The 17,524-nt window shown below is 56.1% G+C and carries 18 protein-coding genes; 7 read left to right on the top strand and 11 right to left on the bottom strand.

Translation table 11 applies throughout. The features are described 5' to 3' along the window. Positions 1-74 precede the first annotated feature (74 nt). Positions 75-809 carry a helix-turn-helix domain-containing protein gene (locus tag CFII68_RS22210; protein ID WP_018602225.1) on the top strand — a complete coding sequence of 245 codons (735 nt, stop codon included), beginning with the start codon at positions 75-77 and terminating at the stop codon, positions 807-809. Between the two features lie 29 nt (positions 810-838). Here CFII68_RS22210 and CFII68_RS22205 read toward each other — a convergent pair whose 3' ends face one another. Both CFII68_RS22205 and CFII68_RS22200 read right to left on the bottom strand, forming a co-directional pair. Next, positions 839-1,867 carry an alpha/beta hydrolase gene (locus tag CFII68_RS22205; RefSeq protein ID WP_018602227.1) on the bottom strand — a complete coding sequence of 343 codons (1,029 nt, stop codon included), beginning with the start codon at positions 1,865-1,867 and terminating at the stop codon, positions 839-841. Positions 1,868-1,892: 25 nt separating this feature from the next. Further along, positions 1,893-2,339, bottom strand: coding sequence for a cyclophilin-like fold protein (locus tag CFII68_RS22200; protein WP_018602229.1), 447 nt, complete (start codon positions 2,337-2,339; stop codon positions 1,893-1,895). A gap of 125 nt (positions 2,340-2,464) precedes the next feature. On the opposite strand from CFII68_RS22200, the gene CFII68_RS22195 reads away from it, so the two are divergent. Then, a complete protein-coding gene (locus tag CFII68_RS22195; RefSeq protein ID WP_018602232.1) occupies positions 2,465-3,358 on the top strand; it encodes a LysR family transcriptional regulator in 894 nt (297 codons plus the stop codon). A 129-nt stretch (positions 3,359-3,487) separates the two neighbouring features. Here CFII68_RS22195 and CFII68_RS27350 read toward each other — a convergent pair whose 3' ends face one another. From CFII68_RS27350 to CFII68_RS22185, 6 genes are all read right to left on the bottom strand, one after another. Then, on the bottom strand, positions 3,488-4,018 hold the full coding sequence (locus tag CFII68_RS27350; RefSeq protein ID WP_139213123.1) for a hypothetical protein: 531 nt from the start codon (positions 4,016-4,018) through the stop codon (positions 3,488-3,490). 520 nt (positions 4,019-4,538) lie between these two features. Further along, positions 4,539-4,769 (bottom strand): hypothetical protein, encoded by a 231-nt coding sequence (locus CFII68_RS27355; RefSeq protein WP_074849682.1) that lies wholly within the window; start codon positions 4,767-4,769, stop codon positions 4,539-4,541. A 24-nt stretch (positions 4,770-4,793) separates the two neighbouring features. Continuing rightward, complete coding sequence (locus tag CFII68_RS27635) at positions 4,794-5,201, bottom strand: hypothetical protein (RefSeq protein WP_174553536.1); 408 nt, start codon at positions 5,199-5,201, stop codon at positions 4,794-4,796. Positions 5,202-5,222: 21 nt separating this feature from the next. Beyond that, the gene (locus CFII68_RS27365; protein ID WP_139213124.1) at positions 5,223-5,651 is read right to left on the bottom strand and encodes a hypothetical protein; all 429 of its coding nucleotides are present in this window, start codon (positions 5,649-5,651) and stop codon (positions 5,223-5,225) included. 49 nt (positions 5,652-5,700) lie between these two features. After that, positions 5,701-8,325, bottom strand: a complete 2,625-nt coding sequence (locus CFII68_RS22190; RefSeq protein WP_018602234.1) for an RHS repeat-associated core domain-containing protein — start codon at positions 8,323-8,325, stop codon at positions 5,701-5,703. 17 nt (positions 8,326-8,342) lie between these two features. Beyond that, a complete protein-coding gene (locus CFII68_RS22185) occupies positions 8,343-9,827 on the bottom strand; it encodes a DUF6531 domain-containing protein (protein ID WP_018602236.1) in 1,485 nt (494 codons plus the stop codon). Positions 9,828-10,278: 451 nt separating this feature from the next. Here CFII68_RS22185 and CFII68_RS22180 point away from each other — a divergent pair, with 451 nt between their 5' ends. The 4 genes from CFII68_RS22180 to CFII68_RS22165 are packed head-to-tail and all read left to right on the top strand — an operon-like array spanning position 10,279 to position 15,405. Then, positions 10,279-10,761: a formate dehydrogenase subunit gamma gene (locus CFII68_RS22180; RefSeq protein ID WP_003201284.1), complete on the top strand. Its 483-nt coding sequence runs from the start codon at positions 10,279-10,281 to the stop codon at positions 10,759-10,761. Next, positions 10,755-12,314, top strand: a complete 1,560-nt coding sequence (locus CFII68_RS22175) for an NADH-quinone oxidoreductase subunit NuoF (protein WP_018602242.1) — start codon at positions 10,755-10,757, stop codon at positions 12,312-12,314. Before CFII68_RS22180 ends, CFII68_RS22175 begins: the two co-directional genes overlap by 7 nt. Beyond that, positions 12,311-15,187 (top strand): formate dehydrogenase subunit alpha, encoded by a 2,877-nt coding sequence (gene fdhF / locus CFII68_RS22170; RefSeq protein WP_018602244.1) that lies wholly within the window; start codon positions 12,311-12,313, stop codon positions 15,185-15,187. Before CFII68_RS22175 ends, fdhF begins: the two co-directional genes overlap by 4 nt. Continuing rightward, entirely contained in the window at positions 15,184-15,405 is a 222-nt protein-coding gene (locus CFII68_RS22165) for a formate dehydrogenase subunit delta (RefSeq protein WP_018602246.1), read from the top strand. Before fdhF ends, CFII68_RS22165 begins: the two co-directional genes overlap by 4 nt. 88 nt (positions 15,406-15,493) lie before the next feature. Here the strand turns inward: CFII68_RS22165 and CFII68_RS22160 are convergent, their stop codons facing one another. The 3 genes from CFII68_RS22160 to CFII68_RS22150 form a co-directional block, all read right to left on the bottom strand. Further along, positions 15,494-16,024 carry an AidA/PixA family protein gene (locus CFII68_RS22160; RefSeq protein ID WP_018602248.1) on the bottom strand — a complete coding sequence of 177 codons (531 nt, stop codon included), beginning with the start codon at positions 16,022-16,024 and terminating at the stop codon, positions 15,494-15,496. A gap of 308 nt (positions 16,025-16,332) precedes the next feature. Beyond that, the gene (locus CFII68_RS22155; protein WP_018602250.1) at positions 16,333-16,644 is read right to left on the bottom strand and encodes an isochorismate lyase; all 312 of its coding nucleotides are present in this window, start codon (positions 16,642-16,644) and stop codon (positions 16,333-16,335) included. Between the two features lie 60 nt (positions 16,645-16,704). Further along, a complete protein-coding gene (locus CFII68_RS22150) occupies positions 16,705-17,223 on the bottom strand; it encodes an isochorismatase family protein (RefSeq protein ID WP_018602253.1) in 519 nt (172 codons plus the stop codon). Between CFII68_RS22150 and CFII68_RS27790 the strand changes: the two genes are divergently transcribed. Then, positions 17,222-17,524 (top strand): hypothetical protein (locus CFII68_RS27790; protein WP_018602255.1); only part of this gene is annotated, 303 nt, incomplete at its 3' end. The genes CFII68_RS22150 and CFII68_RS27790 overlap by 2 nt on opposite strands.

Here is a 17,524-nt window from a genome sequence, read left to right on the forward strand (position 1 = left end):
GGGGTGGCGTAATTCGCAACTTTATTGTTGGAATTTCGCTAAGCTGATACCAACAGTATCGGATATCAATACTTATGACCCAGATTACCCAACTCATCTCCACCCTGAAACAACGTCTCAAGGCCGCCGGCATGACCTATCGCGACGTTGCTCAAGCGCTCGATCTGTCGGAGCCCAGTGTGAAGCGTCTGTTGGCCAGCGGTCGCCTGACGCTCGAACGCCTTGCCCAGCTCTGTGAGCTGCTGGGCCTGACGATGGCGGAATTGCTTCAGGAGGCTGAGCGATCGACACCACGCCTGCAAACGCTGACGCGCGAACAGGAAGCGCAACTGGTCTCGAACGAAAAGTTGTTGCTGGTGGCGGTGTGTGCGCTGAATCACTGGTCACTGGAAGACATCGTGTCCGCCTACTGCGTGTCAAAAGCCGAGTGCATCAAAAATTTGTTGGTGTTGGAGCGGATGGGGCTGGCGGACCTGAAGGCGGGGAATCGCATCAGGTTGCTGGTAACGCGGGATTTCGATTGGCTGCCGGACGGCCCTATCCGAGGGTTCTTCCTGCGACAGGGTTTGCCGGATTTCATGGCGAGCCGATTCGACGTCCCCGATGAAACCCTGCATTTCGCCCATGGCATGCTGACCAAGCCCGCTTACGCCCAGTTGCAAGTCGAACTCCACAAGTTGCGCAGCAAACTGGCGGCGCTTCACAACGAATCGTTGGCCGCGCCGCTGTCAGAGAAACGTGGGACTGCCCTGTTGCTGGCGATGCGAGTTTGGGAGCCGCAGGTGTTCAGGAAGCTTAAGCGGGGGTAGATCGATAGGTCTCTCGACTGGGCCAGATATTACTTCAGATTGCTCTGGAAGAACGTCGTCAGCTTATCGAACGGAATGAGGTCGACCCGATCATAAAGATCGACATGGCCAGCGCCAGGAATGATGACAAGTTCCTTGGGTTGACCGGCGAGCTTGTAAGCCTCCTCGCTGAACTCCCTGGAGTGCGCATCGGCGCCAGCAATGAACAACATCGGATGAGGCGAAATGGTCTCGATGTCATTGAGCGGGTAGAAGTTCATGAACTTGATGTTGCTTGTCAGCGTCGGGTGCGTGGTCAGGTCTTTGGACGAGCTCGATGGCGTGAACTCACCGCGTGGAGTGCGGTAGAAGTCATAGAACTCGCGTTGGATAGGATGAGTATTGTCATCCAACTGGTGCACCGTACCGCTGGTGTAAAGCGTTTCACCGCCCGCGAACTCCACACTACGCTGCTGAGTGGCTTGGGCGATGATAGCCCGGCGCTGTTCAAGCGTTTGGGAGTGCTTCAATCCGTTGCGATTGACGCCGCCCATGTCATACATGCTCACGGTAGCGATGGCTTTCATGCGCGGGTCAATCTTGGCTGCACTGATCACGAAGCTGCCGCTGCCGCAAATGCCGATGGCGCCAATCCGCTCCCTGTCGACAAAAGGCTGGGCGCTGAGAAAGTCCACTGCGGCGCTGAAGTCCTCGGCATAGATATCCGGCGAAACCGCATTGCGCGGCCGCCCCTCGCTTTCGCCCCAGAATGACAAGTCCAGGGAAAGGGTCACGAAGCCTCTTTCGGCCATTTTCGTGGCGTAAAGATTAGCGCTCTGTTCCTTCACTGCGCCCATCGGGTGGCCCACGACAATCGCCGGACTTCTGCTCTTGCCATTGAGTTTTTTCGGGATGAACAGGTTGCCTGCCACGTTCATTTGATATTGGTTCTTGAAATTGACCTTCTGTACGGTCACGTCGTCGCTGGTATAGAAGTTATCTGCGCCGTTGGACATATCGGCTCCTATGGCTGAGAGCGAACTGACAAGAAGGGTTAATAAAACGATGATCTTTTTCATTGGGAATCCTATCGATGCGGAGTAGTCAATTCTGGGAAAACGTCACTTGCACACCCCGCCGACCCAGCACCTGAGCCAGCCTTGCGGGGTCGTCCACACGCCCCAAGCGTGTGTATGCGTAGGTTGAATCGAAGTTCGTATAGAAAACGACCAGGGTGTCCGCGCCATACAGCATCAGATCGCCGTTGTGGATCGTTCCCGGCTTGCTCGCTTGGGTAGGTAGTGCTCGGGGGAGGGTGGCGTACTTTTCATTGCGGTTGAGATCATTCATGTCCAACGTCAGTGGCAATAACGCGACAAGCGCGCGGGCAGCTGTGTTGTCGGACAGGGTGATGGCGAAGCGTTGTTCCCCGACGGTCATCCACATGCCCGTGTTCTCCGTTAGCGAAGATGCCGACGCGGCATCATTCATTGTCGAGTAGCTGCCCAGCACGAGTATCGAAGCCAGCAAGCCAAGCCAGGTCGCCCTCATCGCAGTTCTGCTTTCATTCCTGTTCATGGGGAACATGGTGACCGACGTGCAGTTATGCGACTAGCTAATGAATGCTTAACAAGGCTATAAGCAAGGCTAATCAATTGGCTTAGATGTGTTTCACCATGATCAAAAGAAATCTCAATGACCTGCTGTCTTTCGTCACGGTCGCGCGCGAAGGCAGCTTCACGCGCGCTGCCGGGGCATTGGGGGTTACACAATCGGCACTGAGCCAGGCCATCAATGGCCTGGAAGCACGCTTGCAGATCCGATTGCTGACGCGGACCACCCGCAGCGTTTCGCCGACTATCGCGGGCGAACGGCTGCTGCACGCGATAGGCAATCGCTTCGATGAAATAGAAGCGGAGCTGGATATGCTGACGGAAATGCGCGACAAGCCCGCGGGCACTGTACGCATCACCTGCGGCGATCATGTCTTGCGCACGACCTTGCTCCCCAAACTTACCGGGTTGCTGCACGACTACCCGGATGTAAACGTCGAATTTGACGTGTGTTACGGCTTTCGAGACATCGTGGCGGATCGTTTTGATGCCGGCGTGCGCTTGGGCGATACCATCGACAAAGACATGGTTGCCGTTCCGATAGGCCCTCCATTGCGGATGGCTGCCGTCGCTTCGCAAGCGTATTTCGCTACCCACGCCATTCCCAGGAGTCCGCGCGACCTGATGACCCATCGCTGTATCAACCAGCGCATGCAAACATCAGGCGGGCTCTATGTCTGGGATTTCGAGCGGCGAGGCAAGCAGGTGAACGTGCGAGTTGACGGCCAGCTGATTTTCAACACGTCGACGCATATCGTGCAGGCGGCAGTGGCCGGGCTGGGCGTTGCCTACCTGCCGGAAGAGGAGTTTGAACCCCATCTTCAGGAGGGGCGGCTGGTGCGCGTGCTGGAAGATTGGTGTCCGCCATTTTCAGGCTACTATCTGTACTACCCCAGCCGGCGGCAACCTTCGCCTGCGTTTACATTGGTTGCCAATGCGTTGCGCCAAGCCCATTAAGGGTGAGTGACGGTTCAAATGAGCGGATCCGGCGCATGTCTTGCTCGTTCAGGCAACGCTGCTTCACGGGTACGGCTTTCAAGTAGTCATAGTCATAGTCGTAACGTTTAGTAACTCATATGCTAGCCCTTATGAGAATCTCGATATCCACCAAGTGATATAGGTTTCAAGGTAATTGTTTGACCATGATATGTATTTCAATCCTTGGTGACTGCTCTGATGTTTTACAGTCAGTGTCTCGGTTTTACTTGCTGGGTGTTTTTCGAATACGGTGTCTGATGCTTTCGGAAAGTAGGATATGGAAAATAATCGTCCATTTATAAAGCCGAATTGCGCAGTGCCGGTGTTGCTGTCTATTTTGTAGTAGGGTACTTCAAATATTTTTAAGGAGAATTTTTTACGCAGAAGGCCACTGTTTTTTTCTAAGCTTTCTAGAGTTGTAGGCTTGTAGCCTTGCGTCTCAAGGAAACTCAAGGTCTGATCAATATGGCTGCAGCTGTTGAAATTATTTATTAGCAGGGGTGGCGACTCCTCGCAGATACGTTCAATATTCACAGGTTCTTGGTATCCGAGCACGATGGCAGCAGAAGCCACAGGCACCATAGTAATTAGTGCTGCTGGTGTTTTCGACAGTTTAAGAATGGTATTGATAGTATGCATCTTCAGAGCTTGCCTCTGTCCTTAAAGTTGAAATTCCACTTCTTTTCCCGCATCGCGTTCGTTGCGCTGCGCGGTGTAATGAGATGGTCGCTATGGAGTTTTCGGCAAAAGCGCCGCCGATAACTGTGGTAATAGCGAGTGTGCTGTTAATGGTTTACCTTCTGAAGACCGCCCCTTGACGAGGCGGTGACGCAGAGACCGTTTTGATATCGCTATAAATAAATATAAGCAAGAAGGATTAGGTCGAGTCCTAGGATGATTCTGCCAAAATTGCAGAGATTTCCAGCGCTTTCTTTATAGCTATTCTTATAGAGGCACCACCATGGTCCGGCCACTACAATACTTTGGCCCTTTTTTGCATGTGGATACGCCATTATCATCAGACTTATATAAAATAGCCCCAGTATTGAAAAAAACATATTTGATCATTGTTTATTCTGTTCAGAGCCGTTAAGCCGGACTTGCACAGCTTGTTCAATCCGCCTCTAGGCGATCAATGTCGGCACTTCAAACTCAGTGTCTATTTTTCATCTGGTACATAGGTGAAAAAACCTTCCATCCAATGATCTTTACCTACCTGATAGCCTTCAATAAAAAAGCCATCTTTGGTTTCCGAGAATCCAGTTTTAAGGCTTGCTCTTTTTACGGCTTCTTCAGCTGATGCATGATTCGCATAGACGCCTATAAACTTTATATCGTCATTTCCACCTGGTAATTGATGTGTGTGTATGACTATGTAAACAAAATTCATCACGGGATCTCTATAGTTGTCGGATTATTCGAACGCACGATCACCCCATTTCCTTATTTTATTATGCTCCGATGCGGGTCCTTTGTTGTATCCATTATCTCCGTATTTTTTGCCCAAAAGACGATCAGCAAAATCTTTTCCAGATTCGCCTTTGAATGATCTTTCTCCTTTAGCCCAGTTTGGGATATCCTTGGCTCCATTTTTTCCGGACAGACCAGCTATTGTTTTTTTCTTTTCTTCTGCGTCAGGTTCGGATTCGCTTAGTAACTTGTCGATAAGATACCAATTCAGTCCTACGCCTAGACCGGCACCAATAGCCCTCCAATAATAGTTCCAGCGCCAGGGCGGTGAGAGATTGAGGCGGTCGACAATGTGTTCAATAGTGGAGCGCTTCGTTCTGTGCGAATGAGTGGATCGTAGCGCTCTACGCATTATATGTTTTGTGTCGGTGAGTCACCACCAAGATGGCGCATGCAGTGATGCATTGAAATCTAAGGAATTTAAATAACTAAGTAGAGCCAAGTCTCTAACCAATATCATTCCTTCGTGACCTATTGTACATGCTTGCCATTCAGGGTTTTTGGGGCTATAGATACATAGGCTGTCACAATTTTTTACTATGATGTTTTTTTCTTGGGTAATGTTATTTATTAATGCGTCGGTCACCCGAAGACGCTGAGTGCAGCTGGCAATAACGTCATTTGTGTAAGTGGTAACTGGCTCTGCATTTACTGTGGTTGATTTATAAACGCTGACGCCTAATATGGTATCGATGGTGGAGTCCGGATGCAGCCAGGCAACTAAGTCAAAAGGTGCCTGATTTGCAAGTGCGGAAATCAAGTCTATTTGTCTCTCGAAGTTGTTTTCTTCAATATAGATCATTTTGAATGCCTCTGGTGTTTCTTCGGGGATTTAGATTTGGTCGGATATGTTAACAGTCTGTTGGTATCCCCTCCATTGGGTCAGGGAGGCGCTCAGGATTTATTCTATCTAATATTTCAGGGGGGAGCGGGATTAGCATGGAAGGAATTTTTAGATTCCAATTAAACTTATTATTTATCTTGTCTTTTATTTTTTGGGGTGGCTCTTTACCGTGTCTGATTGAACCGTCCCTGTTGACAGCATTTTCCCGAGGATTGGATTTATCTCCCCAATGTACATGCTCCTTGCCACCATTGTGCGATTCCACCCCGCTGCCTAGGTCTGGCTTGGCAAGGCCATATGGATCAAAAAAGCTAATTGGATTTCCTTCCACATATCCATAGGTATTGATCCCTCCGGCCAACCCAATCGGATCACTCTGCACATAGCGACCAGTCTTCGGGTCGTAATCACGAAAATAGTTATAGTGGAGTCCAGTCTCGACATCGTAGTACTGACCGGGAAAGCGCAGGTTGATTTCCAGTTGTCCGCTGGCTTGCTTTGTACCAAATGCATCGGAAACCCACTCCCATACCTTGGTTCGCGCTGCGTTCGTTGCGATTCGCGGTGTGTTGAGGTGGTCGCTATGGAGGTAGAACGCGGCGCTGTTTGCTGGCGCGCCCGTTGCACCGTAGCTCACACTGATCCCGCCCAAGGGCACCCCTTCGAGCCAGATATAAAACTGACTTCTCAGCTTCTTGCCTTGGTTATCGAATACGTGCTCGCCAAGAAGTTCGCCACTCAACCCGTAGATAAATGTTGTAGTGCCTTGAGAGGTGATTTTTTTGGTTCGTTGGCCGAAAGCGTTGTAGCGGAACCGAGCCTTGACAGCACCCTTGATTTTCACTTCGCTCAGGCGATTCTGCTCGTCGTAGGAAAACTGACGATTGGCGCGGTCTGCGGTCAGGTTGCCTGCCGCGTCGAAGTCTACCGAGTGGGTGCCTGCCTGCGTCAACCGATTGTTGCTCGCCCCATACTGATAAGACGTGCCAGCGGTGACACGCAACTCGCTGTCAATCAACGTGCTGAGCGCTTTTCGGGTGCGGTTACCCGCAGGATCATAAACGTAAGTCATCCGGTTGAAAGCAGTAGATTCTCCTACCAGGCGATCCAGCGGGTCATAGCTGTAGCCATGCTTGTCGACTGAGTCGCGTTGCATTTGAGTCATGTTTCCCTGGCCGTCGTAGGTATAGGCGTTGCTCTGGCCTGCAACGGTTTGAGCGGTCAGCCGGTAGTCCAGATCGAAGGTACGTTGAAGCGTAGTCCCGTTGGCCCAGGTCAGGTTTTTAAGCGGACCGAAAGGTTGATACGTGATGTTGCTGGCGAACGCGGTCGGCTGCCCCGTGCCCTGCCGAATTTGTACTTGGCTGATTTGTCCTGTGGTGTTACGCGAGTAGACGATGCTGAAACCTGTTGGATAATCGATCCTGCTCAACCGATTGGCGACATCGTATCCATAGCCGATTTGTTCTGGCTGAGTCGCTGTGTTTGCGGGCGCCGTTTGCCGCTGGGCTGTAACGTTGCCTTGGGCGTCGTAGGTGTAATTCAGTACCCCGTTGACGTCCTCCACGGCGGTCAGTCGGCCGATGCCTTTGTTACCTGCGGCAATCGAATCGTAGTGGAACTGAACGTCCAATGCCGGGTTCGTCGGATAGCGGCGGGCGGACAGGCGATTGAGCGCATCGTAGGTAAAAGTCGTGACCACACCACGCGCGTCCACCTGTTGCGTCACGTTGCCTGCGGCATCGTGCTGGGAGTGAGTGGCGCCGCTGTCAGGGCTGTTCACCCGCGTCAGGTTTCCCAGGCCGTCGTATTGATATTGAGTGGTTACACCACGTGGGTCGCGGACTTGCGTGAGGTTATCTTGAACGTCGTACTCAAGTTGAGTGATTCCATTAAGCGGGTCAGTATTCGTCACCAATCGGTTCAGCGAGTCAAAGGCCCGTTGGTGAATGTGATTGCGGGGATTGGTCAGCGCGATCGGATTATCGTTGAGGTCGTACTGTGTCTGGCTTGTCTGGCCGGCAGCACCCACTGAACGCAGCAAGCGACCCAGTTCGTCATACACCCATTGATGTTGTTTGGTCAGATGACCGGTCTTGTCCTTGATCCGTACTGCAGTCCGGTTCCCCATCGGGTCGAGATCAAATTCGATCTGTTCCCCTGCGTTATTGGTCACTCGGATGAGCCGCCTTGCGTCGTCCCAAGTGTAAGTCGACCAGCTCTTGTCTGCGCGAATGATCTTGGTGATGTCGCCCACGGCATTGTGTTCAAGGCGAACTGTGCCGGTAGCGGTACTCAGCGATTTCACCCAGCCTTGTGACGCATAGGTCAGGTTTGTAATAACCCCATTGGAATCGACAACTGTCTTAGGGTTGCCGGCGACGTCAAAGTTGGAAAATGTGGTGGTGTGCCCGAGCGCGTTGATAATGCGTGCCAGATGTCCTTTGGCATCGTATTCATAGCGGGTAATGTCACTTACATCTGTTCGGGGCCCATCTGACGACTCCAACTGCCCCTGGGCATTATAGGTGAACGACCAGCCACGTTCGGCAGCTTGGCAAATAGGAAGGGTGGTAATGGTTCCGCACAAAGCGAGAGCGAGCAGAGCAACCTTGCATGTCAATGTGTTCATATTCAGATCCTTCTGAATTAACGTGAAGTGATTGTTTTACTGAGCTGGCGCCCTTGAGTGTCGTAGGTGTATTGAATGGAGCGATCCGGTTCGTTGATGCGCACAGGGGAATACAGCGTCGGGTGCCATTCGGTGGTGATCGTTCTAGCTTGAAAAGTGCCGCTCGCTTCCGTGCGAGAGGTTTCCAGGCCAAGGTCGTTGTAGAGATAGGTGGTTGTATTGCCATTGTTGTCTGTTTTTTTTGTCAGCAGACCGCGGGTGTCGTAGGTGAAAGTTGAGTTGCTATCGGGGCAGTTGGCCGATGGAAGACCTGTAATGGATTTGATGCGTTTGACGCCTTGAATCAATTCAAATTGATACCGTGTTTCTTTACCCAGTGCGTTGATTACCGTCGATGACCCGTCAGGGTTGTAGCCGACTGAGATTTTTTCTATACCCGCCGCGTGTTCACTCGTAATGGCGCGCCCTTGAGCATCATAAGTCCATGTGGCATAACGTACCCCGCGCTCATCAACAATGCCGGTCAGCAGTCTGCTATCTTTCGGGTCTTCATAGATGTATTGTTTATTCTCCGTATGGGTCGGATGGGTTTTGGTCATGGAGGTTAGCTGTTTGTAATTGTTGTAGGTGTAGCTAATGCTTACGTCGCCCGCAGTAACGGTAAGAGGCTGTTTTAACGTGTCCTCGGTAAATTTTAAGGCGTTGCCAAAACCATCAGTGACGGTCGCAATGTTGTCTAAATAGGCGATGCTCAGCGCGCTACCTGATTTAATAAGCGCAATTAACCTTCCGTTGCTATCAAATTCAAGTGAGCGATTATTGCGGGCGTGATAACTCCAACGGTCCGACTGATAGACGAGCGTTCCTGTTTCGGGTGGTCTAGCCTCATAAGACGTTCCCTTTTTTTCAAAAAAGGATCGACTTCCATCAAGGTGAATAAGCGTGATCAAGTTTTCTTCGAGGCTGAGCCTAGATGAATAACTGTGCCGCCATACTCCATCAACACTTCTGTAGAATCTTGAAAAATCGAGTGGGTTTGCGCTTGGGTGTGAATGCACAGTTGAGTAATCGCTTTCTGTTTGTATTTTGTAACCTGTCGCGAAATTTATTGGGTTTCCCGCCAGGCTCAAGGGGCAGCCACTGTCGACGCCTTGAGTCTCGCATTGGCCTGAGATCTTATTGAATTGTTGGTTTTCGCTGCATGTGTTGCCGCTGCGGAGAATAGCTACAGCGCCATAAGAGTCGTTTAACGGATCCTTGCCATATATCATGTGGCAATACCAGATGTGATCGTCCTCCGTGGCTACCGCGGGTGTGTAATTCCAGATTTCTTCATACTCTTCATGTAACCATCTACAAGCCAGTTCGGGCGAGGGCTGTCGCTCTTGAAGATGTTCCGGGATCTGCTGAATCGTCCAATAATATTCTTCTGCCAAGGTATGAAAGTTTGCTGTAAGTGATAAGAGCAGTAATGAGTACGTAAAAAGCTGTTTGTGTAGCATTCCAGGATTCCTTCTGGTGTCAGGTTGTTGTCCTCCTAAATGATGGCAAGATTGATAGCTGTAAAACGATACATATATATTGTGTTTGTAACCTTATGTGGTGATTCAACAAAGCACTCGCCACGCTGGCAGTCAGGAAAACGGCCAATCGCCACCGATCGCTGCGGGTCGCCTACAATCACTTGGGTATTTGACCTCCCACGGACGCAGGACAACTTTTCACGTCTAGTCGCTTTCAGAACACGTTTCGTCGTCCATGTGCAATCGCCAACCCCCGGGAGTGGCAAGCTGTGAGGATGCCCCGGATCAGGTGCGCCAAAGACACCTGGCCGGAGAGCGAGAATGGCGATCGGATGTGCCACGCGACCGTGACGTGGACCGGACGCCGCAGCCAAGACTCCGAACGGCTGCCGCTATGCGGCGGTGGCGTTCGAGATGCCGAGGTACGTTTATGCCTGATGAGACGCTTCACCTGCCGTTGATCCACAGCGTGCTTGCGCGCGAAAAGGACACCCCCGGTGCCTTGCTGCCTATTCTCCATGCCATCCAGGCAGGCTGCGGGTATGTTCCCGACAGCGCCGTCCCGGAGATCGCCCACGCCCTCAATCTCAGCCAGGCTGAAGTGCGCGGGGTCATCAGCTTCTACCACGATTTCCGCACCACGCCGCCCGCGCGCCATACCCTGCGCCTGTGCCGGGCCGAGTCCTGCAAGAGCATGGGCGCCGAGACCCTGGCTGCGCAACTGCGTGAGCAATTGGCGCTGGACGACCACGGCACCAGCGCCGACGGAAGCATCAGCCTGCGGCCGGTCTATTGCCTGGGTGCCTGCGTCTGCTCGCCGGCCCTGGAGCTGGATGGGGAGTTGCATGCGCGGATCACGCCCGAGCGTCTGCGTCAGTTGGTCAATGATTGCATGGAGGAGGGCGCATGCTGACGCTCTGTATCCCCCGCGATTCGGTGGCCCGTGCCGTGGGCGCCGACAAGGTGGCCGATGCGTTGGCCTGTGAGGCTGAGCGTCGACAGCTGCCATTGACGGTGTTGCGTACCAGTTCCCGTGGCCTCTATTGGCTGGAACCGCTGGTAGAGCTTGAAAGCGCCGGCGTCCGATTGGGCTTTGGCCCTGTCACACCGGCCGATGTGCCGGGTCTGCTGGATGCGCTGGCAGGCGATCCCGGCAGCCATCCGCTGGCCCTGGGGCCGGTGGAGGAGATTCCCTATCTCAAGAGCCAGCAGCGCCTGCTGTTCGCGCGCGCCGGCATCACGCAACCACTGTCCCTGGACGACTACCGTGCCCAGGGCGGCTTCCAGGGCCTGGCCCGGTCCATCCAGATGGATGGCGCAGACGTGGTCGCCAGCGTGCTGGATTCCGGCCTGCGTGGGCGGGGCGGTGCGGCGTTCCCGGCGGGCATCAAGTGGCGCACCGTGCGCGATGCCGTGGGTGCACAGAAGTATGTGGTGTGTAACGCCGATGAAGGCGACTCCGGCACCTTCGCCGACCGCATGTTGATGGAAGGCGACCCTTTCCTGCTGATCGAAGGCATGATCATCGCCGGCATCGCCGTAGGCGCGACGATGGGCTACATCTACGTGCGTTCGGAATACCCGGCCGCCATCAGTACGCTGAACGAAGCGCTGCGCATCGCTCGCGACGCCGGCTATCTGGGCGCGAACGTGAGCGGTAGCGGCTGCGCCTTCGACATTGAGGTTCGTGTCGGGGCCGGCGCCTATATCTGTGGCGAAGAAACCGCACTGCTGGAATCCCTCGAAGGCAAGCGCGGCACGGTTCGCGCCAAACCGCCACTGCCGGCGATTCAAGGCCTGTTCGGGCTGCCGACGCTGGTGCACAACGTGGTGACCCTGGCCTCGGTGCCGATCATCCTGGAGAAGGGCGCGCAGTTCTATCGCGACTTCGGCATGGGCCGTTCCCTGGGCACGATGCCGTTCCAATTGGCCGGCAACGTCCGTCACGGCGGCCTGGTGGAACGCGCCTTCGGCCTGAGCCTGCGTGAACTGGTGGAAGGCTATGGCGGCGGCACTGCCAGCGGCCGGCCCCTGAAGGCCGCGCAAGTGGGCGGGCCGTTGGGCGCCTGGGTGCCGCCTGCGCAATTCGATACGCCGCTGGACTACGAAGCGTTCGCCGCCATGGGCGCGATGCTCGGTCACGGTGGCGTGGTGGTCGCCGACGACAGCCTGGACATGGCCCAGATGGCCCGGTTCGCCTTGCAGTTCTGCGCCGAGGAATCCTGCGGCAAGTGCACGCCGTGCCGGATCGGCTCCACCCGTGGGGTGGAAGTGGTGGATCGCTTGATCGCCAGCACCGAAGCCGGTGCTCGCCAGGAACAGGCCCTGTTGTTGCAGGACCTGTGCGACACCCTGCAATACGGTTCGCTCTGTGCCCTCGGTGGGATGACGTCCTACCCCGTCGCCAGTGCCCTCAAGTATTTCCCCGCCGACTTCGGTCTGGCGACCACGGAGGCCGACCAATGATCACTATCTTCGATCCCAGCAGCGATATCGACCTGGGCACCCCGGCGCGCGAAAGCGACGTGCAGGTCAGCCTGACCATCGACGGACGTGAAATCAGCGTCGCCTCCGGTACCTCGGTCATGCGTGCCGCGGCCTTGCTCGGCACCACCATTCCCAAACTCTGCGCCACCGACAGCCTGGAAGCCTTCGGCTCCTGCCGCATGTGCCTGGTGGAGATCGACGGCATGCGCGGTTATCCGGCCTCCTGCACCACACCGGTGACCGAGGGCATGGTGGTGCGTACCCAGACCTCCAAACTCGCCGATTTGCGTCGCAACGTGATGGAGCTGTACATCTCCGACCACCCGCTGGACTGCCTGACGTGCGCGGCCAACGGCAACTGCGAATTGCAGACCGTGGCGGGGCAGGTGGGCCTGCGCGAAGTGCGCTACGGCTACGAAGGCGCCAATCATCTGGATGAAGCCAAGGACGTTTCCAACCCGTATTTCGAGTACGACCCGAGCAAGTGCATCGTCTGCAACCGCTGCGTGCGTGCCTGCGAGGAAATCCAGGGCACCTTCGCCCTGACGATCACCGGACGCGGTTTTGACTCTCGAGTGGCGGCGGCCGGCGGTGACAACTTCCTCGATTCCGAATGCGTGTCCTGCGGCGCCTGCGTACAGGCATGCCCGACGGCGACCCTGATCGACAAGAGCGTCGTGGAGATCGGTCAGCCGGAGCGCAGTGTCATTACCACTTGCGCCTACTGCGGCGTGGGTTGCTCGTTCCGCGCCGAGATGAAAGGCGAACAATTGGTGCGGATGGTCCCGGACAAGAACGGCCAGGCCAACCACGGCCACTCCTGCGTCAAGGGGCGCTTCGCCTGGGGCTACGCCACGCACCCGGACCGCATCACCAAGCCGATGATCCGCAAGCACATCGACGACCCGTGGCAGGAAGTCAGTTGGGACGAGGCGGTCACCTACGCCGCCAGCGAATTGCGCCGGATCCAGCTCAAGTACGGGCGCGACTCCATCGGCGGCATCACCTCCAGCCGCTGCACCAACGAAGAAACCTACCTGGTGCAGAAACTGGTGCGCACCGCGTTTGGCAACAACAACGTCGACACTTGTGCGCGTGTTTGCCATTCGCCCACCGGTTATGGCCTCAAGCAGACCTTGGGCGAGTCCGCCGGCACCCAGAATTTCGACTCGGTGATGAAGGCCGACGTCATCCTGGTGATGGGCGCCAACCCCACTGACGCGCACCCGGTGTTCGGCTCCCAGCTCAAGCGCCGCCTGCGCCAGGGCGCACGGCTGATCGTCATCGACCCACGGCGCATCGACCTGGTGGATTCGCCTCACGCCCGTGCCGAACTGCACCTGCAACTGCGTCCGGGCACCAACGTGGCAATGCTCAACGCGTTGGGCCATGTGATTGCCACCGAAGGCTTGATTGACCAGCCTTTTGTCGAAGCACGCTGCGAGGCGGCGGACTTCGCTCGCTGGCGCGATTTCGTCAGCCTGCCGGAAAACTCCCCCGAGGTCTTGGGCCCGGTGTGTGGCGTGCCTGCCGAGCAGATCCGCGCCGCGGCACGGCTCTACGCCACCGGCGGCAACGCGGCCATCTACTACGGCCTCGGCGTCACCGAGCACAGCCAGGGCAGCACCTCGGTCATGGGCATCGCCAACCTGGCCATGGCCACCGGCAACATCGGTCGCGAAGGTGTCGGGGTGAACCCACTGCGTGGACAGAACAACGTTCAGGGCTCCTGCGACATGGGCTCGTTCCCCCATGAACTGCCGGGCTATCGGCATATTTCCAACGAAGCGGTACGCGCCGAGTTCGAACAGGCGTGGAACGTGACCCTGCAACCCGACCCGGGCCTGCGCATCCCGAACATGTTCGAGGCGGCCCTGGATGGCACCTTCAAGGCGCTTTATTGCCAAGGTGAGGACATCGCCCAGAGCGACCCCAACACCCAGCATGTGACGGCCGCGCTGTCCGCTTTGGAATGCGTGATCGTCCAGGACATCTTCCTCAACGAGACGGCCAAGTTCGCCCACGTGTTCCTGCCGGGCAGCTCGTTCCTGGAGAAGGACGGCACCTTCACCAACGCCGAACGTCGCATCTCCCGCGTTCGCAAGGTGATGGACCCGTTGGCCGGCAAGGCCGACTGGGAAGCCACCATCGCCCTGGCCGACGCCCTGGGCTACAAGATGCACTACAACCATCCTTCGCAAATCATGGATGAAATCGCCCGCCTGACGCCGACTTTCACCCGCGTCAGCTACGCCGAACTGGATCGTCACGGCAGCCTGCAATGGCCTTGCAACGATGCCGCGCCGGACGGTACGCCGACCATGCACATCGACCAGTTCGTGCGCGGCAAGGGCCGTTTCATGCTCACCGGCTACGTGCCCACCGAGGAAAAGGTCAACAGCCGCTATCCACTGCTGCTGACCACCGGACGCATCCTCAGCCAGTACAACGTCGGCGCCCAGACCCGGCGTACCGACAACGTGGCCTGGCACGAGGAGGACCGGTTGGAGATTCACCCAACCGACGCCGAGAACCGCGGGATCGTCGACGAAGACTGGGTGGGTATCGGCAGCCGTGCCGGGCAGACGGTACTGCGCGCGAAGGTGACCGAGCGGGTGGCACCGGGCGTGGTCTATACCACGTTCCACTTCCCGGAATCGGGTGCCAACGTGATCACCACCGACAACTCCGACTGGGCCACCAACTGCCCGGAATACAAGGTCACGGCGGTCGAGATCGTGCGGGTCAGCCAGCCTTCGGAATGGCAGAAGCGCTACCAGGCCTTCAGTGATGAACAGGGACGCTTGCTCAGGGAACGTCGCCATGCCGAAAAAGCCGAGGTGCGTCGATGAGTTCTGACAGCCTGATCAAGATGGCCAACCAGATCGCCCAGTATTTCGCCAGCGAGCCGGATCACGCGGTGGCGGTGCGGGGCGTGTACCAGCACATCAAGAGCTTCTGGACGCCGACCATGTATCGCGACTTGATGGCCTGGCAAACGAAACATCCCGACGCTGTCCTGCACCCGTTGGTGTTGGCGGCATTGATGGAGTTTGAAAAAGCGGCTTAGCAAGGAAATGCTGTAGGACCTGCACACAGCCCCGGCCGGCGCCCTCGTCAACGACGAAGGGAACCGACCGGGGCTGTGTGCATTTCAGTTATTGATTATTGACGGTGATGTAGGGGTCCCATGTGTTGTTCGGGCCGATCTGGTTCAGGTTACGGTCCAGCAGAACGAAGACGATTTGGTACCAGAGCTTTCCCGGGCTCAGCGCAGTGGACTGCCAGACGGTATAGGTCACATCGGTCTTGGCAATGCCTCCGGGGGCACCATTGTCCAGATAGGGCACTGGAATGCCGGGGATATTGAAAGATTGCGGGGTCGAGATGGTGCCCTTGTAATCACCGCCCTGGTGAGGGTCGCCGATCACGACGTTTTTGATCAATGCGATGCGGTCGAAGTTGCGCGACAGCGTGGTGGCGCGCCAGCGAATGATGTCGCCGGGTTTTACGTCGAACCACAACTCGTTACCGCCTTCGCCTTCGCCACTGGAGATGTTGGCGTGGCTGTCGATGGCGCTGCGGGTCACCAGCATGGCAATCGCACCGCCTACGTCATTGGGGTGGGCGAGCAGGTAGTCGGCGTCAACGTTGACGAGCACATCAATGGTTTGGGTCGCTCCAGACATGTTGTTGCTCCTTGAGGGTAATGACAGTGACGACCGCCCTTCAAAGGGTGTCCGGGCCACCCGGTCCCTGGGTGCGGTCTCGGGAGGAACGATAGGTGATGGCTTTGTAGTGTCAAATTTCCATTTCTTGACGCTGGCGAAACGGAGCGAAGCGCAGCACAACCAAGGCTTTGATTTACCTTTGTGGTGGTCGATCTCTTAACGGACTTTTGGTTATTCTCCGAGGGCATCAGAGGGCAAAGGCGCACAACCGTTGTCGGTGACTGCTTCTGATCGTGCGGAGGATGGGAGCCATTGCCGACCGCGGTTCAGTTGTGGGACTGATTCGCCGTCCAGCGCTTCATCTCTTCGGCAATGAAGTGATGCACCAGGTCGCTGTACATTTTCTCGATGGCATCCGGGTTCAAGCCTTCGGCCTCGGCCCACACGCGTCGTGTCGCCAGCATGGCCTTGAAGCGCTCCGGTGCCTGCACCGAAGCCGCCGAGGTCTTGAATTTAGAGGCCGCGAGCACGTATTGATAGCGCTTGCCCAGCAGCGTGATGACCGCCTGGTCGAGGGCATCGATTTCGCGTCGGATGTCCTCCATGTTTGCGCATTGCGAGGGTTGCAAAGGGTCCATGCCGTGAGCTCCGCTTGTTGAATGAGACCGGCCCGACGTGGGCCGATCTTCTGATGGGGTTTAGAAGCACCAGTCCTCAGCGCGAACGACACGACAGAAGGCGCCTGCCAGGGTTGCGTTGTGATGGGCGACGATCATTTCTGCCTTCAATTCAGGCGTGTCGGAACAGGTATGACCGTCGGCGATCAGGACCGCGTCAAACCCCAGGTCCCGCGCGGCTCGGCAGGTACTGTCGATACAATACTGGGTTTTCATACCGGTGATGACCAGGCCTTCAGCATCGCAAGCCTTTAGCCGCTCTGCCAGGCCCGTCTGGGTGAAGGCGTTGGGGCGGGTTTTTTCGAAGATGACTTCGTCACCTTCCAACTGCAGTTCCTGCACCAGTTGCGTCAGCGGGCTTGCAGGCTCGATGGGCGAGCCAGGCGGGCCTACGTGGCGAACCAGGAAGATCGGTGCCCCGGCCTTCCGGGCCTTGAGCAGCAAGCCATTCAACGTGTCCAGCAACGCTTCGCCGGCCCAGGGTTTATCCGGGCCGTGAAACAACCCAACTTGCATATCGAGAATTAACAGAGCGTGCATGGTGCTTTCCTTGCGTGTGGGCCAGCGACGCAAGGGCAAAAGAAAAGGCCCTTACCATCGCTGGCGGGCCTTTGAGATACGTGTGTTATTGGCTCACGACACCTCACGACCCGCCTTGGCGGTCGTGGTTGTGGTGGTCGAGGCGATCTGTGGCAGGTTCATGGTGCTGACAGTAACTTCCGGTCATCAGGTTTGGCAAGCGGGTATGTCAGTTTACTTGCGAAAGCGGTCGATCGTTCCCGCGCTGCTGCGTGGGTACGATCGGGTCGTGGGGGCTGTGGAGATCGTTCCTCACGCTCCG

Source organism: Pseudomonas sp. CFII68, assembly GCF_000416195.1.
GTDB lineage: Bacteria > Pseudomonadota > Gammaproteobacteria > Pseudomonadales > Pseudomonadaceae > Aquipseudomonas > Aquipseudomonas kilonensis.